At 64.2% G+C, this 18,488-nt stretch carries 18 protein-coding genes and 1 tRNA gene; 12 read left to right on the plus strand and 7 right to left on the minus strand.

The genetic code is table 11. The features are described from left to right. Nucleotides 1-22: 22 nt before the first annotated feature. On the plus strand, nucleotides 23-877 hold the full coding sequence (locus tag ACTUWL_RS32580) for a class I SAM-dependent methyltransferase (RefSeq protein ID WP_021079156.1): 855 nt from the start codon (nucleotides 23-25) through the stop codon (nucleotides 875-877). A gap of 351 nt (nucleotides 878-1,228) precedes the next feature. Here ACTUWL_RS32580 and pepT read toward each other — a convergent pair whose 3' ends face one another. Both pepT and ACTUWL_RS32590 read right to left on the minus strand, forming a co-directional pair. Further along, on the minus strand, nucleotides 1,229-2,485 hold the full coding sequence (pepT, locus tag ACTUWL_RS32585; RefSeq protein WP_021079158.1) for a peptidase T: 1,257 nt from the start codon (nucleotides 2,483-2,485) through the stop codon (nucleotides 1,229-1,231). A gap of 158 nt (nucleotides 2,486-2,643) precedes the next feature. Continuing rightward, the gene (locus ACTUWL_RS32590) at nucleotides 2,644-2,943 is read right to left on the minus strand and encodes an HU family DNA-binding protein (protein ID WP_016847738.1); all 300 of its coding nucleotides are present in this window, start codon (nucleotides 2,941-2,943) and stop codon (nucleotides 2,644-2,646) included. A 331-nt stretch (nucleotides 2,944-3,274) separates the two neighbouring features. Here ACTUWL_RS32590 and ACTUWL_RS32595 point away from each other — a divergent pair. After that, nucleotides 3,275-3,351: transfer RNA gene (locus ACTUWL_RS32595), tRNA-Asp, on the plus strand. A 107-nt stretch (nucleotides 3,352-3,458) separates the two neighbouring features. Here ACTUWL_RS32595 and ACTUWL_RS32600 read toward each other — a convergent pair. Beyond that, the gene (locus tag ACTUWL_RS32600; RefSeq protein WP_021079159.1) at nucleotides 3,459-3,644 is read right to left on the minus strand and encodes a hypothetical protein; all 186 of its coding nucleotides are present in this window, start codon (nucleotides 3,642-3,644) and stop codon (nucleotides 3,459-3,461) included. A gap of 331 nt (nucleotides 3,645-3,975) precedes the next feature. Between ACTUWL_RS32600 and ACTUWL_RS32605 the strand changes: the two genes are divergently transcribed. Then, entirely contained in the window at nucleotides 3,976-4,866 is an 891-nt protein-coding gene (locus tag ACTUWL_RS32605) for a class I SAM-dependent methyltransferase (RefSeq protein WP_021079160.1), read from the plus strand. A 65-nt stretch (nucleotides 4,867-4,931) separates the two neighbouring features. On the opposite strand, the gene ACTUWL_RS32610 is transcribed toward ACTUWL_RS32605, so the two are convergent. The 4 genes from ACTUWL_RS32610 to ACTUWL_RS32625 all read right to left on the minus strand — a co-directional run bounded on the left by ACTUWL_RS32610 (nucleotide 4,932) and on the right by ACTUWL_RS32625 (nucleotide 7,330). Beyond that, nucleotides 4,932-6,230: a hypothetical protein gene (locus ACTUWL_RS32610; RefSeq protein ID WP_021079161.1), complete on the minus strand. Its 1,299-nt coding sequence runs from the start codon at nucleotides 6,228-6,230 to the stop codon at nucleotides 4,932-4,934. Nucleotides 6,231-6,372: 142 nt separating this feature from the next. Beyond that, nucleotides 6,373-6,540, minus strand: a complete 168-nt coding sequence (locus tag ACTUWL_RS32615; RefSeq protein ID WP_291734648.1) for a hypothetical protein — start codon at nucleotides 6,538-6,540, stop codon at nucleotides 6,373-6,375. Between the two features lie 38 nt (nucleotides 6,541-6,578). Further along, nucleotides 6,579-6,779: a hypothetical protein gene (locus ACTUWL_RS32620; RefSeq protein ID WP_021079163.1), complete on the minus strand. Its 201-nt coding sequence runs from the start codon at nucleotides 6,777-6,779 to the stop codon at nucleotides 6,579-6,581. 347 nt (nucleotides 6,780-7,126) lie between these two features. Then, the gene (locus ACTUWL_RS32625; protein WP_021079164.1) at nucleotides 7,127-7,330 is read right to left on the minus strand and encodes a hypothetical protein; all 204 of its coding nucleotides are present in this window, start codon (nucleotides 7,328-7,330) and stop codon (nucleotides 7,127-7,129) included. Between the two features lie 244 nt (nucleotides 7,331-7,574). Between ACTUWL_RS32625 and ACTUWL_RS32630 the strand changes: the two genes are divergently transcribed. The 9 genes from ACTUWL_RS32630 to ACTUWL_RS32670 all read left to right on the plus strand — a co-directional run bounded on the left by ACTUWL_RS32630 (nucleotide 7,575) and on the right by ACTUWL_RS32670 (nucleotide 18,473). Then, a complete protein-coding gene (locus tag ACTUWL_RS32630; protein ID WP_291734652.1) occupies nucleotides 7,575-8,543 on the plus strand; it encodes a TRAP transporter substrate-binding protein in 969 nt (322 codons plus the stop codon). A gap of 382 nt (nucleotides 8,544-8,925) precedes the next feature. Further along, nucleotides 8,926-13,260: an autotransporter domain-containing protein gene (locus ACTUWL_RS32635; RefSeq protein WP_307756312.1), complete on the plus strand. Its 4,335-nt coding sequence runs from the start codon at nucleotides 8,926-8,928 to the stop codon at nucleotides 13,258-13,260. Nucleotides 13,261-13,397: 137 nt separating this feature from the next. Next, nucleotides 13,398-14,213: an alpha/beta fold hydrolase gene (locus ACTUWL_RS32640; protein WP_106940554.1), complete on the plus strand. Its 816-nt coding sequence runs from the start codon at nucleotides 13,398-13,400 to the stop codon at nucleotides 14,211-14,213. Nucleotides 14,214-14,838: 625 nt separating this feature from the next. Beyond that, entirely contained in the window at nucleotides 14,839-15,204 is a 366-nt protein-coding gene (locus ACTUWL_RS32645) for an NADH-quinone oxidoreductase subunit A (RefSeq protein ID WP_018271860.1), read from the plus strand. Next, entirely contained in the window at nucleotides 15,195-15,785 is a 591-nt protein-coding gene (locus tag ACTUWL_RS32650) for a NuoB/complex I 20 kDa subunit family protein (RefSeq protein ID WP_021079169.1), read from the plus strand. The genes ACTUWL_RS32645 and ACTUWL_RS32650 overlap by 10 nt, the downstream gene beginning before the upstream one ends. Nucleotides 15,786-15,795: 10 nt before the next feature. After that, a complete protein-coding gene (locus ACTUWL_RS32655) occupies nucleotides 15,796-16,413 on the plus strand; it encodes an NADH-quinone oxidoreductase subunit C (RefSeq protein ID WP_021079170.1) in 618 nt (205 codons plus the stop codon). Beyond that, nucleotides 16,410-17,606, plus strand: coding sequence for an NADH-quinone oxidoreductase subunit D (locus tag ACTUWL_RS32660; protein WP_021079171.1), 1,197 nt, complete (start codon nucleotides 16,410-16,412; stop codon nucleotides 17,604-17,606). Before ACTUWL_RS32655 ends, ACTUWL_RS32660 begins: the two co-directional genes overlap by 4 nt. Before the next feature lie 43 nt (nucleotides 17,607-17,649). Continuing rightward, nucleotides 17,650-18,261: an NADH-quinone oxidoreductase subunit NuoE gene (nuoE, locus tag ACTUWL_RS32665; protein ID WP_016847752.1), complete on the plus strand. Its 612-nt coding sequence runs from the start codon at nucleotides 17,650-17,652 to the stop codon at nucleotides 18,259-18,261. Continuing rightward, the gene (locus ACTUWL_RS32670; RefSeq protein WP_021079172.1) at nucleotides 18,261-18,473 is read left to right on the plus strand and encodes a hypothetical protein; all 213 of its coding nucleotides are present in this window, start codon (nucleotides 18,261-18,263) and stop codon (nucleotides 18,471-18,473) included. Before nuoE ends, ACTUWL_RS32670 begins: the two co-directional genes overlap by 1 nt. Nucleotides 18,474-18,488: the final 15 nt, after the last annotated feature.

An 18,488-nucleotide genomic window follows, 5' to 3' on the forward strand; every position in this document is an offset into this window, starting at 1 on the left:
TTTCTCAACAAGGTTGGATCGCATGAACGCAGGCCATCCGCAGAACGCCGATCAGATTGCATATTGGAACGGGCCGGGTGGTCAGCGCTGGGCCTCGCGACAGGCCGCGCAGGACATCGTGCTGCAGCCGGTGCTCGACCTGCTGATCGATCGCGCCGCGCCGAAGGCCGGCGAACGCGTCGTCGATGTCGGTTGCGGCAGCGGCGCTTCGAGTTTTGCGCTGGCGGCAAAGGTCGTGCCCGCGGGCCACGTGCTCGGCGTCGATGTCTCCGGGCCGATGCTGACGCGGGCGCGGCAGAGTGCGCCGCAGGGATTGCCGGTCGAATTCGCGCTTGCCGACGCGACCGTCTATCCGTTCGCCCGCGAGAGTTTTGATCTGCTGGCCTCGCGCTTCGGCGTGATGTTCTTTGCCGATCCGGTGGCGTCGTTCACCAATTTGCGCAGAGCGATGCGGAAGAGTGGCCGGCTCGCCTTCGCCTGCTGGCAGGAGCCGCGCGAAAACCCGTTCTTCATGGCGCCGCTGCAGGCGGTCTACAAGCACGTGCCGAAGCTGCCGCAGCTCGGCCCCGAGGATCCCGGCCCGTTTTCGTTTGCTTCCGAAGCCCGGGTGAAGCGCATCCTGGGCGAAGCCGGTTTCTCCGGCATCGCTATGGAGCCGGTCAAGGTCGAGCTCGATGTCGCAACCGGCCGCGGCATCGATGCGGCGATCCAGGGCGCGCTCAAGATCGGTCCGGCCAGCCGTGCGCTGGAGGGGCATCCGGAAGAGGTGCGCGCCGCCGCGATCGCATCGATGCGCGAAGCGTTGGCGCCGTTCGCGAAGGGTGATTCCGTGCCGCTGCCGGGCGCGATCTGGATCGTGACTGCGCGGGCTTCCTAAAGCGTTGGCCAGCTACTTGAGTTGAGCGCGGCACGCAGGGCTGAGGTGGCGCTTGTTCCGCTCCATGCACGCCGTGATATGCCTGACGTTCGGAATGAATTCGCGGCAGAGCCTCATAGCGTCCGCCCGGCAGGCCCTGCGTTGTTCAGCCGTGCCCGAATTCGCATGCGCGCTTTCAGCGAGGGCCGAAAAGGCGAGTGCTGCGAGCAGCGTGATCGCGGCGGCCTTGGGTCGACCGATGTTCCGGTTGGTCTCGCAGGCACTTTGCATGACCGTCGTATCCTCTGCTGTCGGCCTCGCCGAAGTGCTTTGATCGTGCGGTTGATGCGCTGAGCCGGGTGGTCGCAGGATCTACGCCCGCTGTTCCCAGATCATCGCCAGATGCACGATGGTCTGCACGGCCTTCTCCATGTCCTGGCGGCTGACCCATTCGAGCCGCGAATGGAACGCGTGCTCGCCGGCGAAGATATTCGGGCAGGGCAATCCCATGAAGGACAGCCGCGAACCGTCGGTGCCGCCACGGATCGAGGTCCTGACCGGCGTCAGTCCCGCGCGCTCGATCGCCTCGATCGCGTAGGCGACGATCTGCGGGTGACGGTCGATCACCTCCTTCATGTTTCGGTACTGCTGTTTGACTTCCATGCGATAGGTCGAGCGCGGATATCCCTTCATGACATCCTTCACGATCGTCTCGAGCAGCGCTCCCTTCTGCTTCAAGCCGGCCTCGGTGAAGTCGCGCACGATGAAGTCGATCCGCGCGTTCTCGAGCGCGCCAGAGATTGCAACCGGATGCAGAAAGCCTTCCTTGCCCTCCGTGGTCTCGGGCGAGCAGGTGTCCTTGGGCAGGCGATCGACGATCGCAGCCGCGATCTTGATCGCGTGCTCCATCTTGCCCTTCGCAAAACCCGGATGGGTCGCGACGCCTTCGATGATGACGCTGGCGCCGTCGGCGGAGAAGGTCTCGTCCTCGATATGACCGGCGGTCTCGCCGTCCATGGTGTAGCCGAAATCGGCGGCGAGCTTCTTGATGTCGACCTTGTCGACGCCGCGGCCGATTTCCTCGTCGGGCGTGAACAGGATCTTGATGGTGCCGTGCTTCACCTGCGGGTTGGAGACGAGGAAATGCGCGGCGTCCATGATCTCGGCGAGGCCGGCCTTGTTGTCGGCACCGAGCAGGGTGGTACCGTCGGTCGTGATGATGTCATTGCCGATCTGATCGGCGAGCGCTTCGTGCTCGGCGGCGCGGATCACCTGGGTGGAGTCAGCGGGCAACACGATGTCGCCGCCGCGATAGTTCTTCACGACCTGCGGCTTGACGTTCTTGCCGGTGCAGTCGGGTGAGGTGTCCATGTGGGAGCAGAAGCAGATCACCGGCACCGTCTTGTCAGTGTTGGCCGGGATCGTCGCATAGACGTAGCCGTGCGGATCGAGATGCGCGTCGGCGATGCCCATCGCCTGCAATTCGGTGACCAGCAGGCGGCCAAGATTTTTCTGCTTCTCGGTCGAAGGGCAGGTCGGCGAATCCGGATCGGACTGGGTATCGATCACGACATAGCGCAGGAAACGCTCGGTGACGGTGTGCTTGAAGTCGAGGGCCGGTGCCAGCATGAAGACCACGCAAAGGTACGGGACAGGGATAAGGCGCTCAGGCGAAATTGGTTCGCGCAAGCAAAGCGCATCAGGCGGCGGCTCGACAACAGAAAAGCGCCATTCCGGGGCCGCGTCGCGAGCCGGAATGGCGCCTGATATCGACCAGGCCAGAAGCTCTAGACGGCTTCCTTGAGCTCCTTGGCGGCGCGGAAGGCGACCTTCTTGCTGGCCTTGATGTGGATCTGCTCGCCGGTCGCGGGGTTGCGGCCCATGCGGGCGGCGCGCTTGCGGACCTGGAGGATGCCGAGGCCGACGATGCGGATCCGCTCGCCCTTCTTGAGGTGCTTGGTGATCCGGGTGACCATGTCGGTCAGGATCGCCTCGGCCTGCTTCTTGGACAGCTCCTGCTCTTCGGCGATGGCCGCCGCCAGATGCTTCAGCGTGATCGTCGCCGGGGTCGCTGCTTTCTTCGCCATGTCTGGCCCTCCTCGTTGCTGAATGGCTGGATTGCTGCTTTTCACGCGAATGGCGCGCCGTTCGCGTCGGGAAAGTTTGCCCGGTAAAGTCCTGAAACCGCCGGTTCTGGGAACGGGCAGCGCCGGGCCGGCCACAGGAAACCCAGACCTATCAGGCCTTATTTGATTCGGGGCTTTGCTGACACCACCGTTTCGCCTGAAAACAGGCTACAACTCGCAGCCGTGGCGCGAAAGCGCCTGCGCTGTGCAGGGATCCGCAACGTGCTTGACTATCGGGATGCGGGCCTTTATGCCCTCGGTCCTGCGCGGATCAATCCGGTGACCGGCATCCGCGGGAGTAGCTCAGTTGGTTAGAGCGCCGCCCTGTCACGGCGGAGGCCGCGGGTTCGAGTCCCGTCTCTCGCGCCAGTCTTATCAAGCACTTAGCACCAAGTTCGAGGTTTGAGCGTGTCAGACGAGGCGCCGTCATGACGGGTCCTTGGACGGCGCTTGTCCGGACCTGCCGACGCTCCCCGTCAGGCAATCTCAACCGCCGGTTCATTCCCAGCGATCGCCTGATCATCATTCACGCACGCAATCCGGCATTCCGCCACGCCAGACACGATCAGCCACGTCTGCGGCTTCGCACCTTCTCCGATGACGACCGTTGCGTCCTGATCCGGGAGCGCTTGCAGTACGTGGACGAGCTTGCGGACTGTCATCGATATGCTTCCTGGAGGCAGCCTGGTCGGGGCGTGCGCTCACGCGAGCATCAGATTTGATAACGCGGCGGTGACGATCGCCGCTCAGGCCAGCGAGAAAGCGCAAATCATGCAGGCCTCGGTTTATTTGCGCAGCGGAGCGCGCCAGCCTGACGTCGACCTGACTTCGTCCGCGCGTGCTCGCGGTTCCTCGCGTGTTCCGGAATGCACGCGCTTGATGTGTCCCAAAGTTGCCGGAGATAGCAGAGACAGTCTCGGAAACATGTACATGCGCAAACGACACTGCAGCGCGCAAGGGCCGACAAAGCGAACCTGACAGGGAGGCTTGCGGATGGATTGGAGCCTGTGGCTGAACGAGTATTACAAAGACGAACTGGCAAGGACGGAAGCCGCGTGCGTAAGGGGAGAGCCCGCGTACGACGCATTCAAATGGATCGATGATCCCTATCTTTGGAATGTGTTGCTCTGGAAAGAGTATGATGGCTTCGACGCCATCAAGGCCGCTATTCCTGATCCGCCTGATGCCGGGACGCAGAAAAACTGGAGCGGTCGTTCCGGCATGGAACTAGGGGCCGCGGTGATCGAAACCTATCGCCTCATGCACGACAAGCTCAGGCTGCATCTGGACAAGCCATTCGAAGAGCGTTCGGTGCTGGACTATGGTTGCGGCTGGGGCAGTGTGCTCAGATATTTCATGAAGGACGTGCCGCTGCGCAATTTGCACGGCTGCGATCCCCACAAGGGCATCGTCCAGGTCGCGCAGCGCTCCAACCCTCGCGCCGATATCGTGCTGTCGGACAGCCTGCCGAAACGTCTTCCGTTCAACCAGAAGTTCGATGTCGCTTACGCCCTGTCGATCTGGACGCATCTCTCCCCGGTCGCAAGCGACGTATGCCTCGCCGCAGTCCACGCTGCGCTGGAGGATCGCGGCCTTTTCCTTCTGACGGTGCGGCCGCCGGCTTATGCATTCTATGAGCCGATCTCCAAATTACCCGGCTGGGATCAGCAGAAAATCTCCGAGACCCTGCGGCGAGACGGCTTCTACTTCTATCCCCAAAGCTATCCGGTCGACGGCGAGATGACATATGGCGAGACGATCATCACCAAGCAGTACATCGAAGAGCACTGGACTGATCGGTTCGACATTGTCGACGTCGGCATGAACGGGATCTCGCCCTATCAGAGCATTATCGTTCTCCGAAAGAAGGCAAGGCCACATTGATCGGGCCGCCCGCGCGCAGGCGCTGTCTCTTGCGCGCCCGCCACGCAGCGGCCGGGCGCGCAAGATCAGGACGCCGCAAGGCCGACGACGCCGACCTGCTCGGCGGCATGCGCGGGTCTGCTGGATAGTTCCGCGCGCTGCTCCGGCGTCAGCCACCACAACAGGAACAGCACCGCGATCCCGTTGGACACGAGACCGGTCGTCAGCGGCACGTTCATGATCGTCTGAACGGCGATGCCGGACGACACGGCGATGAAGCGCGGCGACAAATGCCGCGAGACCGCCGACCCCACCGACAGGATCAGGCCGCACACCAGCGCCGAAACCGGAGCGAGCACGAGACCGACCGACGCGATACCCTCGGTGGCGAGGAAGGACGCGTTGAAATTGCCGTCGTGATAGATGGCTCCGAGCGCCGGGCCGAGTTCGCCGTAGGGGCAGGTGGTCACCGGCCGAAGGACCGATATCTGGCAGAACCGCGTCAATTCGCGGTGCGCAAAAAAGTCGGCGTATTGATCAAGCGCCAGTGACGGGATCGCGAGGAAGCGCAGATTGATGGCGCTGAACACGACGTAGTCCTTGTCGGCGGTGAGAACGGCGAACGATGTCAGTCCGACGATGGTAGGGAGCAGGACTGCGAGCACGGTGGCCAGCCGCGGGTTGAACCGGCCGTAGAGCCAGAACAGAAACGGCAGCCAGATCGGCAGCAGCAGGACCGTCTTGTTGTTGACGACGGGATAGAAACAAAGCGCAAACAGCAAAACACCGGCAGCCAGCAGCGATTGCCTGCGCGATGCGAAATGCACGAACAGATAGGGCAGCACCGCTCCGATCATGATCCCGGTGAGATAGTTCAGCAGCGCCGGCCGCGCGATGGCGTTACGGGCCGTGCCGTAAGGACTGCCGAGCTTGACCCCGTACGAGATGTCGGCGAGCAGCACGGCGAAAGACGACACCAGCAGAAGCAGCGCGACGCCTTTGACGGTCGTTTCCGACAGGCTGGGCCGCCAAACCGGCATGTTCTGGAACATCAGCGGGGTGATCGCGGCGGCCAGCGCCGCGATCATGGCCCAGCGGGCGATCGCGTGCGGGTAGTCGAACGCGCTGAAGTGGCTGAGCCAGACGAAGCCGAACACGGCTGACAGCAGCGAGAAGCTCACCACATAACCGAAGCTGAACCGTCCCGCGGCGAATGCCGGGATGAACACCGCCATGACGGCGGTGCCGATGATCGCCTCGGTGGTGATGCCGGATTGCCAGACATGCATCCCCGGGAACGCGTGCCCGCAGGCGATCAGCGAGGCGGTGCTGACGGCGAAGAACTCGAGGATCGTGCCCCCGACAACCAGGTCATCGCGCGTCATTGCATCGGCCCGTCCGAATCGAGAGCTGTGCGGCAGCTAGCCAGCCGACCCCGATCGAATCAAGTCAAGCAACGTTGAGCGACGTTCCGGTCGGTCACCGCGGCGCCGCATTGAACGCGCAATCGGCAACAGGCTGCCCCGATCAGGCAAAGAATGCGGCAACCGCGTTCAGGTCGGTTTGTCCCGGCGCCTCGCCGCGCAAATTCGCGTCGATGATGCGGCGGCAGGCGTCAACCGTGCTTGTATCGCCCAATTCGTTGGCGGCCTCGAGGATCGACCAGACCGTATCCAAGGGGATGTCGTTCTGCATGGTCGCGTTCGGGTCTGACAGCATCGGCGGTGCCGGGGTTAGAATTCGAACAGATCGCGGCCGCGCCGCGCCAGGGTGTGCAGATCCGCCACCGTACCGCGCACAGCGTTGCAGCGGCGGCATTCGATGATGGTGTCGCCGGACGCGTTCGCCGGATCGGCGATCTTGATCGCCAGGCTGCCGCAATCGGTGCAGATGATCTTGAAGCCGGTCGAAATTACTCGCTGCTGCAAATTCATGTTGGGCCCGCGCCTCTGTTGACGCCCACCTTAAGGAACATTTTTTAAGACGGGGGTCGCGGAGCGGATCGCAATCGAATGACCGCGTTAGGACGCGGTTAAGATTCCGCGGCGGCCGCGCGATCCGGCAGATGCAGCGTCGGCTTGCCGAGCGAGGCGACGGCGGCGCGCAGGGCTTCGCCTGTATTTGCACCTTGCACACGTCGATATCGCGTGCCTGCTTCTGCAATCGCGGTACCCGAAGCAGGCGGCAAAGGCCGCACCGTCGTGATCGGAACTCGAGATGATCATGCCCAACAAAAAAGCCGCCCAAGGGCGGCCGCTTTGTCTGCCGAAACTTGAAAATTCTAGCGGACCGTCGAGGTGCCCGAGGAGGTGATCGCGACCGGCTTGCCGGCCTTGATGACCTGGTTGGTCTGGGCGGTCTGGGTGAAATCCGCGTTGTTCCGCGCCGAAATGCCGAACGCCGCAACTCCGATGGCCGCAACGAGGGCAACCACCACGATCTTGAGGTGGGTCGCGCGATCAGCTGAATGGATCGAGTGGTTCATGGTCGCCTCCGGGCGTCTATGCGCCGTCCATGGCAGGTACTGGTAAGCCCGATCTGTTTCCGGATCGTTTCGTGAGTTCCTTGAAATGGTTTCATGCCACGGGCGGATTGGTTTCACGGTGCCTTGCGTCACACAGGCGGAGGATCGAAACTGACCCCAGGCGCGGGATGCGCTCGGGAGAAAAACAATAATGAAAACAACGAAAATAAGCCGTCGCCGGGTGCTGGGCGCCGGCTCTGTGGCAATGGCTGCGACGATGTTTGGTAAGCCGGTCCTTGCCGCGGCCGAGTTCGACTTCAAGCTTGGCGTCAACACTCCGGAAACCCACCCGCTAACAATCCGTCTGGCCGAGGCTGCCAAGGCGGCCGGCGCGCAGTCGGGCGGCCGGCTCAACATTACGGTGTTTGCCAACAGCCAACTTGGCGGTGACCCGGAGATGCTGTCGCAGGTCCGCGCCGGCGGTATCGAACTGTTGGCCGCACCCAGCATGACGCTGTCGACGCTGGTGCCACTGTCCGGTCTGCCCAGCATCGGTTTCGCCTTCCAATCCTACGACCAGGTCTGGGCGGCGATGGACGGCGGTGTCGGCGACCTCGTCCGGGATGCGATCGTCAAGACCGGCGTCGTGCCGCTGAAGAAGGTCTGGGACAACGGCTTCCGCCAGATCACCTCGTCGTCGAGCCGGCAGCTCAACAGCGTCGACGATCTCAAGGGCTTCAAGATTCGCGTGCCGGTGACGGCACTTCTGACCTCGCTGTTCTCGGGGCTCGGTGCGCTGCCGTCGAGCATCTCCTACAGCGAGCTCTATTCGGCGCTGCAGACCCACATCGTCGAAGGGCAGGAGAATCCACTGGCGCAGGTCTCGACCGGAAAGCTCTACGAGGTACAGAAATACTGCGCGCTGTCGAACCATTGCTGGAGCGGCTACTGGATCCTCGGCAACCGCCGCGCGATAGCGAGCCTGCCGCCCGATCTGCTCGAGCTCGTCAACACCGCGTTCGACGCGGCGGCGGTGAAGGAGCGCACTGATCTGGTCGAGATGGACCGTTCGCTGCAGGCCGAGCTGACCGGGAAGGGCATGATCTTCAACAAGCCAGATCCGGTGCAGTTCAGAGCCGCGCTGGTGAAGGCCGGCTTCTACACGCAATGGCAGAAGACCTATGGCGCGGATGCCTGGGCGGCGCTGGAGAAGTATACGGGCAAGCTGACGTAAGGGCGCGCAGGTTGCCAGCAGCAATGCGCCAGTCGATCGCGCTGGCAACGCGAGGCACGATCGGCAGGCTTGCGCAGGTATCCTGACAACGTCTCACACGACCTGTCGCGCTGGCGCGGGGAAGTGTGGGGGACATCATGTTGTGATGCAAAAAGCACACCGTCGCGCTTTCGGTTCCATTTTCGCTTTTTGTCGTGCGGCAGGATGTCTCAGGGGATACAACCTCACGCTGAGATTTTTAGTGGCCGTGCTACGCGCGACCCGAGTTTGGAATGCCATGCACGTGCACGTTGTGGAACGCTTCCGATTCTCATGTTTGCAACGGGTTGCCGTAATCCTCGCTCTGCTCGTCGCGTTCGGGACTGGCGCACACGCCCAAACGGTGCTGAACGCCGGCGATGGTGCGAGCCTCGTCACTGCGCTGACGACGATCGATAACAATCCGGGCGCCAGCTACACGCTCAACATCACGCAGAACATCACGCTGACGAGCGGGACAACGCTGCCCATCATCAATTCGAGGGGCACTGTCACGATCAACGGCGGCAACTTCACGCTCGATGGCGGCGGCGTGCAGCGCGGGCTCTTCGTTTACTCGGGTACCGTCGCGGTCAACAATCTGACGATCCAGAACGCCGTGGCCAAGGGCGGTAATGGCGGCAGCGGGTTCGATGGCGGTGGTGGCGGCGGCATGGGAGCCGGTGGCGCGCTGTTCGTAGCCAGCGGCGCCAGCGTCACGGTGAGCAATGTTTCGCTCGCCAGCAATCAGGCCAATGGCGGCAGCGGCGGCAGTTACGGCTCGACCGGGTCGGGCGGCGGAGGTGGCGGCGGGCTCGGCGGAAATGGCGGAAGTGGCGGTAATGTCGGTGCTGGCGGCGGCGGCGGAATTGGCCTGGGCGCCAATGGCGGGGCCGGCGGGGCGAGCACCACGGGTGGCAATGGCGCGGCCGGCATCGCCGTTGGCGCCGCTGGCGGCGGCGCCGGCGGCGGCGACGGCGCCACGGCAGGTACGGGTGGCGCCAGCGGAGGCGGCGGCGGCGGCGGGGCCGTCGGGATTGGCATCAGTTCTGCTGGCGGCGGCGGTGGAATCGGTGGCGGCGCTGCTACCTCCGTCGCGGGTCCGGGCGGCGGCGGTGCTGGCGGCTTCGGTGGTGGCGGCGGCGGCAGCATCGACAGTTCGGGCGGCGATGGCGGGTTCGGCGGCGGCGGCGGGAGTGTGCGCTGCTATTTCAGTGCGGGGAAGGGCGGCTTCGGTGGTGGCGGCGGCGGCTCGAGCGGCAATGACGGCGGCAGTTGCGGAAATACCGGCGGCTTCGGCGCCGGCAATGGCGGCAACGATTCTCAGGGTGGCGCAGGCGGCGGCCTCGGCGCGGGCGGCGCGGTGTTTGTCCAGGGGGGCGGAACTCTCACTGTTGCCGGTGCCTTCACCGTCAACGGCAGCAGCGTCAGCGGCGGGACTGGCGGCGTCGGCGCAGGCAATGGCTCTGCCTTCGGCGCCGGTATGTTCCTGCAAGGTAACGGGACGCTGACCTTCAATCCTGCGGCCGGGCAGAACCAGATCGTCTCTGATGTCATCGCCGACCAGACTGGTAGCGGCGGCACCGGTGCCAATGCCGGCAGCTGGGGTCTCGCCAAGACAGGCACCGGGACGCTGACGTTGACGGCCGCAAATACTTACTCGGGCGGCACGACAGTCAACGGCGGCCTGATCAATTTCAACGCCGCGAGCAATTTCGGCTCGGGCAGCATCACGCTCAACGGCGGCGGCCTGCAATGGGCCAGTGGCAATACGGCCGATATCTCGGGCAAGCTGAATGCGATCGGCTCCGGCGGTACGACGCTCGACTATAACGGCAATGCCGTGACGCTCGCGACGGCATTGACCGGCACGGGCGGCGTGACGGTCGCGAACTCCGGCAGCGGCGGTGCGCTGACGTTGACGACGACTGAAAGTTATTTCGGCGCGACGACCATCAATTCCGGCGCAACGCTGGCGCTGTCGGGCGTCGGCAGCATCTCGAATTCGAGCGTCGTGACGGTCAACGGCACATTCGATATTTCGGCATCTTCGGCCTTCCTCAACAGGATCACGACGCTCGCGGGCGCTGGATCGGTAGTGCTCGGCAGCAAAGTCTTGGCGGTTACCGGTGGTTCAACGGAGTTTTCCGGCGCAATCAACGGTGCGGGCGCAGGCGGCCTCGAAATCGCCGGCGGAACGCAGACCCTGTCCGGTGTCAACGGCTACGTCGGCTTCACCCAGATCGATGCCGGCGCGACGCTGGCGCTCAAAGGAAACGGCTCGATCGCCAATTCATCGGGCATCGCATTCGCTTCAGGCGCGGGTGTCGGCACATTCGATATCTCGCAGACCAACAGCGGTGCCAGCGTTGCCGGCCTGAATGATACCGTCGGCGGCAGCGTCGTGTCCCTCGGCGCCAAGACGCTGACCATCACCGGCAATAGGGGCCCCTACGACGGCGTCATCCAGGATGGCGGTATCGGTGGCGGCACCGGCGGCAACGTGACGATCGCCTCTGGCGGCCTGGCGACCTTCGGTGGCGTCAACACCTATACCGGGCTGACCACGATCAGCGGCGGTGGCCAACTTGACCTGACCAGTGGCGGCAGCATCGCGTCTTCGAAGGCCGTGATCAACGACGGTACCTTCGACATATCGCGCGCGGGTGGCGGCGTCTCGATCAATAGTCTTTCCGGGACCAGTATCTTCGGCGCCGTGAACCTCGGTGCCAATACGCTGACCTTCACCAATGCCAACGGAACCTTTGCGGGCACCATCCGGGACGGCGGCGCGGGCGGCGGTGTGACGATCACCGGCGGCAAGGAAGTCCTGACCGGCATCAACACCTACACCGGCTCGACCACCATCAATGGCGGTACGCTGGAAGTGGACGGCTCGATCGCCAACTCGTTGAAAGTGACGGTCAATTCCGGCGGCACCTTGAGCGGCACCGGCACCGTGGGTTCCGGACTCGTCGTCTTCGGTGGGGGTGTTGTCAGCACCGTCACATTGACAGATGTCAACAACCTTGGAGGGGTAATCATCAGCGGCGGCTCGAATTTAGTCGTGGTGCGCCCGACCTTCGGTGCCCCGGCTCCGAGCAGCTTCGTCATTGCGGCACCCACGACCATCATGAGCGGCGGCACGCTCGCGCCCGGCAGTGCTGCAGACCCGACCGGCACACTGACCATCGGCGGCAGTCTCGCCTTCCAATCCGGCGCCATCTATCAGGTGCACGTGACGCCGACCGCTGCGTCATCAACCAGCCTCAATGCGAACGCAACGCTTGGCGGCGCGACCGTCAATGCAGTGTTCGCCAGCGGCAGCTACATTTCCAAGCAGTATACGATCCTGAACGCTGCTGGAGGCATATCCGGCACGTTTGCATCCAACGTCGCCAACACAAACCTGCCGGCGAATTTCACCGACACGCTGAGCTACGACGCGACCCACGCCTATCTCAATCTGGCCCTGGATTTCGCGCCGCCTCCCACCGCGCCAAATTTCGGCAACGGCCTGTCCATCAACCAGCAGAACGTCGCCAACACGCTGGTCAACTACTTCAACACGACCGGCGGCATTCAGACGGTGTTCGGCACGCTCGCGCCGGCGGGCCTGACGCAGGCCTCTGGCGAACTGGCGACCGGCTCGCAGCAGACGACGTTCGATGCCATGAACCTGTTCATGGGGCTGCTCACCGATCCCTACGCGAATCGCGTCGGTGACGCCGGTTCGGTGCCGGGAGCGTCGGGCTATGCGGAGGAGGGCAACGCCGGCGCCTATGCCGCAAGCCGAGCAACTGGTGCGTTCGCGATGTTCACCAAGGCGCTGCCGGCGCCGTCATTCGTACCGCGCTGGAATGTCTGGGCCGCGGGCTTCGGCGGTTCGCAATCGACCAGCGGCAACGCCATCGTCGGGTCGAACAACACGACCAGCAGCGTGTATGGCACCGCGGTCGGCGCCGACTACCTGGTCACGCCGAACACCATTGCGGGCTTCGCGATCGCCGGCGGCGGCACGAACTTCTCCGTCGTCAACAGCGGCAGCGGCCGGTCCGATCTGTTCCAGGCCGGCGTCTATCTTCGCCACACCGAAGGCCCGGCCTATGTCTCGGCCGCGCTCGCCTATGGCTGGCAGGACATCACCACGAACCGCACGGTCAGCGCCGCCGGCATCGATCAGCTTCGCGCCGAGTTCAACGCCAACGCCTGGTCGGGGCGGCTCGAGGGCGGCTATCGTTTCGTCGCGCCGTGGATCGGCGGCGTCGGCATCACGCCTTATGCCGCGGGCCAATTCACGAGCTTCGAGCTGCCGGCCTATGCCGAGCGGGTGATCTCGGGCTTGCCAAACTTCGTGCTCAGCTATGCCGGCCGGAGCGTGACCGACCCGCGCAGCGAGCTCGGCCTCCGTACCGACAAATCCTTCGCGGTGCAGGACGGGATCCTGACGCTGCGCACCCGGTTTGCCTGGGCGCATGACTACAATCCGAACCGCTTGGCCGCCGCGACCTTCCAGGCGCTGCCCGGCACCAGTTTCGTCGTCAACGGCGCAGCGCAAGCCAGCGACTCCGCGCTGACCACGGCCTCGGTCGAGATGAACTGGCGAAACGGCTGGTCGGCGGCGGCGACGTTCGAGGGCGAGTTCTCCAACGTCACCTCGAGCTACGCCGGCAAGGGCGTGGTGCGGTATCAATGGTGAGAGCGTTTCCGCTTCAGACAGCCTGACGTCACGCGCGTGATTACCTGAAGCGTAATCGCGCGAGCGAACTCCCTCTGCGATGGTCGGTGCATCGGCGGCGATGGCGCCGATCGATCCGCACAGGGAGATAGATGATGGTGAGCCAACCGCTTTATGCGACCGCCAAGGACGGCACGGAACTGTTCGTGCAGGATTGGGGCTCGGGGCGGCCGGTCTTGTTCCTCGCCGCCTGGACGTTCAATTCGAGCATCTGGGGCAGCCAGATCGTGGCGCTGAACGCGAAGGGGTATCGCTGCGTCGCGCCGGATCGGCGCGGCCATGGCCGCTCCGATATGCCGGCGACCGGATACGACCTCGACACGCTGACCGATGACGTTGCTGCTGTGATCGAGCAGCGCGATCTGCGCGACGTCACGATCGTCGCGCATTCGATGGGATCGATCGAGGCGGTGAACTATCTGGCGCGTCACGGCGCAGGGCGCGTGGCGCGGCTGGTGCTGGTGGCACCGACCACGCCGTATCTGGTCCAGTCCGACGATAATCCAGATGCGGTGCCGCGAGCGATGATCGATGCCCAGAATGCCGCAATCGCGCAGGACTTCCCGAAATGGATGGGCGAGAACGAGGCGCCGTTCTTCACGCCCGACACACCCGAGGCAACGCGGGCCTGGATCAGGGGGATGATGCTGGGCGTGCCGTTGCCGGTGGCGCTGGCCTGCCGCAAGACGATCTCCTTTGCCGATCTGCGCGCTGCGGCGAAGGGTATCGATCGCCCGACGCTGGTCGTGCATGGCGACCAGGACGCCAGCGCGCCGCTCGCGCTGACCGGCGCGAAGACGGCAAGCCTGATTGGGGGAAGCAAGTTCGTGGTCTACGAAGGCGCGCCGCACGCGCTGCCGCTGACGCACAGCGCGCGCCTGCTGGCCGACCTGCTGGCCTTCATCGACGCCTAGACTGGCCCGCCCGCGATACCGGCGTCGGTCAAGCCCGCGGACTTTTCTGGGGATATCGGCTGGATCGCCGCCGAAGCTGACCGGTGACGAGCGGCGTGGGAATTCGCCCCCGGCGCGCCGCGAGTGACCGGGGTGAAGTCCAGGCGGCGACGGTCCGATTGCACAGGCCGCGCCCGGCCGACGATTTCCTGTGTTCGGCTGCTCTGGCGTTCCGCAACGCTGGCGACCAGCGCCGGGCACGCCTGCTCCCCGGCCCATATGGTTCTCCGCAGATAGCCATCCTCGCCGGCAGCCGGGCACCCTTACGCGCTGGAACAAGTGCGACCCGGGGGATACTAACCTGCTGCTCGGACAGGTTGACGCCTCGACGGCGACAGCTGCCGGGATGTTCGCCACACCGAGCCGGAGTTCGGCTGATATGGCGAGCGCACAGGGGACCTGATCGCCGCCGCCGCGTCGCCGGAAGTGGCATCCGCCCGATGCGGCCAATAGCCCGCGGCGAGAACGGTAAAACCGTCAAAATTGCTTGTCTTGCGCCCCCTGTTGCGCTGCGCTAAAGCCTCAAGAACAATTCCAATCAACGAATCTGCGGCACGTCCGAAACCGCAGCAAGAAGGCCTCGCCGATGACCGGCATCCTGCAGAATTATCTCCCACTTGTGGTCTTTATCGGGGTTGCGAGCCTGATCGGTCTTGCGCTCCTGATCGCGCCGTTCCTGGTCGCGTTCCAATCGCCGGACCCGGAAAAGCTGTCCGCCTATGAATGCGGATTCAATGCTTTTGACGACGCCCGCATGAAGTTCGACGTCCGCTTCTATCTGGTGGCGATCCTCTTCATCATCTTCGATCTCGAAGTGGCGTTCCTGTTCCCGTGGGCCGTGGCGTTCGGAAAACTCGGCGCGACCGGCTTCTGGTCGATGATGGTTTTCCTGGCCGTGCTGACGGTCGGGTTTGCTTATGAATGGAAGAAAGGCGCGCTCGAATGGGATTGAGCCCCACCGCCGCAAACCCGCAGCCGGCGATAGCGCAGGCTCCGAAGGGTATTCTCGATCCGTCGACCGGCAAGCCGGTTGGCGCCAATGATCCGTTTTTCCTCGAGGTCAACCACGAGCTGTCCGACAAGGGCTTCTTCGTCGCCGCGGCCGATGACCTGATCACCTGGGCGCGCACCGGCTCGCTGATGTGGATGACCTTCGGTCTCGCCTGCTGCGCGGTCGAGATGATGCAGGTCTCGATGCCGCGCTATGACGTCGAGCGCTTCGGCTTCGCGCCGCGTGCCTCGCCGCGGCAGTCCGACGTGATGATCGTTGCCGGCACGCTGACCAACAAGATGGCGCCCGCGCTGCGCAAGGTCTACGACCAGATGCCGGAGCCGCGCTACGTCATCTCGATGGGCTCCTGCGCCAATGGCGGCGGCTACTACCACTATTCCTACTCGGTGGTGCGTGGCTGCGACCGGATCGTCCCGATCGACATCTACGTGCCGGGCTGTCCGCCCACGGCGGAAGCGCTGCTCTACGGCGTGCTGCTGCTGCAGAAGAAGATCCGCCGTATCGGCACCATCGAACGTTAGGGTTTCAGGCATGGACGACGGCAAGCTCGACGCCCTTGGGCAGACGATCGTGAGCGCGCTTCCGGGCGCCGCCACGGCGCACTCGGTCGCGTTCAATCAACTCACTATCGACGTCGAGATTGGCAGAATCGTGGACGTCGTGACGTTCTTGCGTGACGATCCCAATTGCCGCTTCGTCAACTTCACCGATGCGACCGCGGTCGATCATCCGAGCCGCGAGAAGCGCTTCGATGTCGTCTATCATCTGCTGTCGCCGACATTGAACGCGCGCATCCGACTGCGCGGGCAGGCCGACGAGACTACGCAGGTGCCGTCGATCATCGGCGTCTTCCCGGGCGCCGACTGGTTCGAGCGCGAGACCTACGACCTCTACGGCGTGATCTTCACCGGTCATCCGGACATGCGCCGCCTGCTGACGGATTACGGCTTCGACGGCCATCCGCTGCGCAAGGATTTCCCGCTCACCGGCTTCGTCGAGGTTCGCTACGACGACCAGGAGAAGCGGGTGCTGTACGAGCCGGTCCGGCTCAACCAGGAATTCCGCAAGTTCGATTTCCTTTCGCCCTGGGAAGGCGCGGACTATCCGCTTCCCGGTGACGAGAAGGCCAAGGCGGAGCCGAAGCCATGAACGAGCAACCGCAAAATCTGCGTAACTTCACCATCAACTTTGGTCCGCAGCATCCGGCGGCGCACGGCGTGCTTCGCCTCGTGCTGGAGCTCGACGGCGAAGTCGTCGAACGCGTCGATCCGCATATCGGCCTGCTTCACCGCGGCACCGAGAAGCTGATCGAGCACAAGACCTACCTGCAGGCGATTCCTTATTTCGACCGGCTCGACTACGTCGCGCCGATGAATCAGGAGCATGCGTTCTGCCTCGCCGCGGAAAAGCTGCTCGGCATCACGGTGCCGCGCCGCGGCCAGTTGATCCGCGTGCTGTATTGCGAGATCGGCCGCATCCTGTCGCATCTGCTCAACGTCACCACGCAGGCGATGGACGTCGGCGCGCTGACCCCGCCGCTGTGGGGCTTCGAAGAGCGCGAGAAGCTGATGGTGTTCTACGAGCGCGCCTCGGGCTCGCGCATGCACGCGGCCTTCTTCCGCGTCGGCGGCGTGCACCAGGACCTGCCGCCCAAGTTGATCGACGACATCGAGGCGTGGTGCGATCCGTTCCTCAAGGTGGTCGACGACCTCGATCGGCTGCTGACCGGCAACCGCATCTTCAAGCAGCGCAACGTCGACATCGGCATCGTGCCGTTGAAGGAGGCCTGGGAGTGGGGCTTCTCCGGCGTGATGGTGCGCGGCTCGGGCGCGGCCTGGGACCTGCGCAAGTCGCAGCCCTATGAGTGCTACGCCGAGATGGATTTCGACATTCCGATCGGCAAGAACGGCGACTGCTACGACCGCTACCTGATCCGCATGGAAGAGATGCGCCAGTCGGTGCGCATCATGAAGCAGTGCGTACAGAAGCTCAGAGCAGCCGACGGGCAGGGCCCGGTCGTGGTCGAGGACAACAAGATCGCGCCGCCGCGCCGTGGCGAGATGAAGCGCTCGATGGAAGCGCTGATCCATCACTTCAAGCTCTATACCGAGGGCGTGCACGTGCCGGCCGGCGAGGTCTACGCCGCGGTCGAGGCGCCGAAGGGCGAGTTCGGCGTCTATCTCGTCGCCGACGGCACCAACAAGCCCTACAAGTGCAAGATCCGCGCGCCGGGCTTCGCCCATCTGCAGGCGATGGATCACATCTGTAAGGGCCATCTCCTCGCCGACGTTTCCGCCATCCTTGGCTCGCTGGACATCGTGTTCGGCGAGGTCGACCGGTGATGATGTCCGCATCCGCACCGCGCGCTAATTGAGAGTCTGAACGATGTCCGTCCGCCGCCTTGCCCCGAAGGAATTGCAGCCCGCGAGCTTCACGTTCACGGACGAGAATCTGGCCTGGGCCAAGAAGCAGATCGAGAAGTATCCGCCGGGCCGGCAGGCTTCGGCGGCGATCGCGATCCTGTGGCGGGTGCAGGAGCAGCATGACGGCTGGGTGTCGGAAGCGGCGATCCGCGCCGTCGCCGACCTGCTCGAGATGCCGCATATCCGGATGCTGGAGATCGCGACCTTCTACACCATGTTCCAGCTCTCGCCGGTCGGCAAGAAGGCGCACGTCCAGGTGTGTGGCACCACGCCGTGCCGGCTGCGCGGCGCCGCCGACCTGATCGAGGTCTGCCAGCATCGCATCCACCACGATCCCTTCCAGCTGTCGAAGGACGGCAACTTCTCCTGGGAAGAGGTCGAGTGCCTCGGGGCCTGCGTGAACGCGCCGATGGTGCTGATCTGGAAGGATACCTATGAGGACCTGACCAAGGAGAGCTTCGGCAAGGTGCTCGACGGCTTTGCCGCCGGCAATCCACCGAAGCCGGGCCCGCAGATCGACCGTCAGTTCTCGGCGCCCGCGGGCGGGCCGACGACGCTGAAGGAAACCACCTGATGGGGGGCTCTCAGGTGCAGGCACAGGGGATGGGGAGGGCGGTTTCGATGATGGCCTGGCGCAGGATCGCGCTGCATACCGCCGTCGCTGCCGGCTTCATGTTCCTGCTGCAACGTTACGGCCTCAGTGCCACACTGGAATCCAGCCTGTTGTGGGCCATCGTGTTCGGCGGCTGCGCCGCCGGGCTCGCTTACTCCCAAGCCAATCGGTGATGTTCGGAAAGTTTT

Source organism: Bradyrhizobium sp. WCU1 (assembly GCF_053474805.1).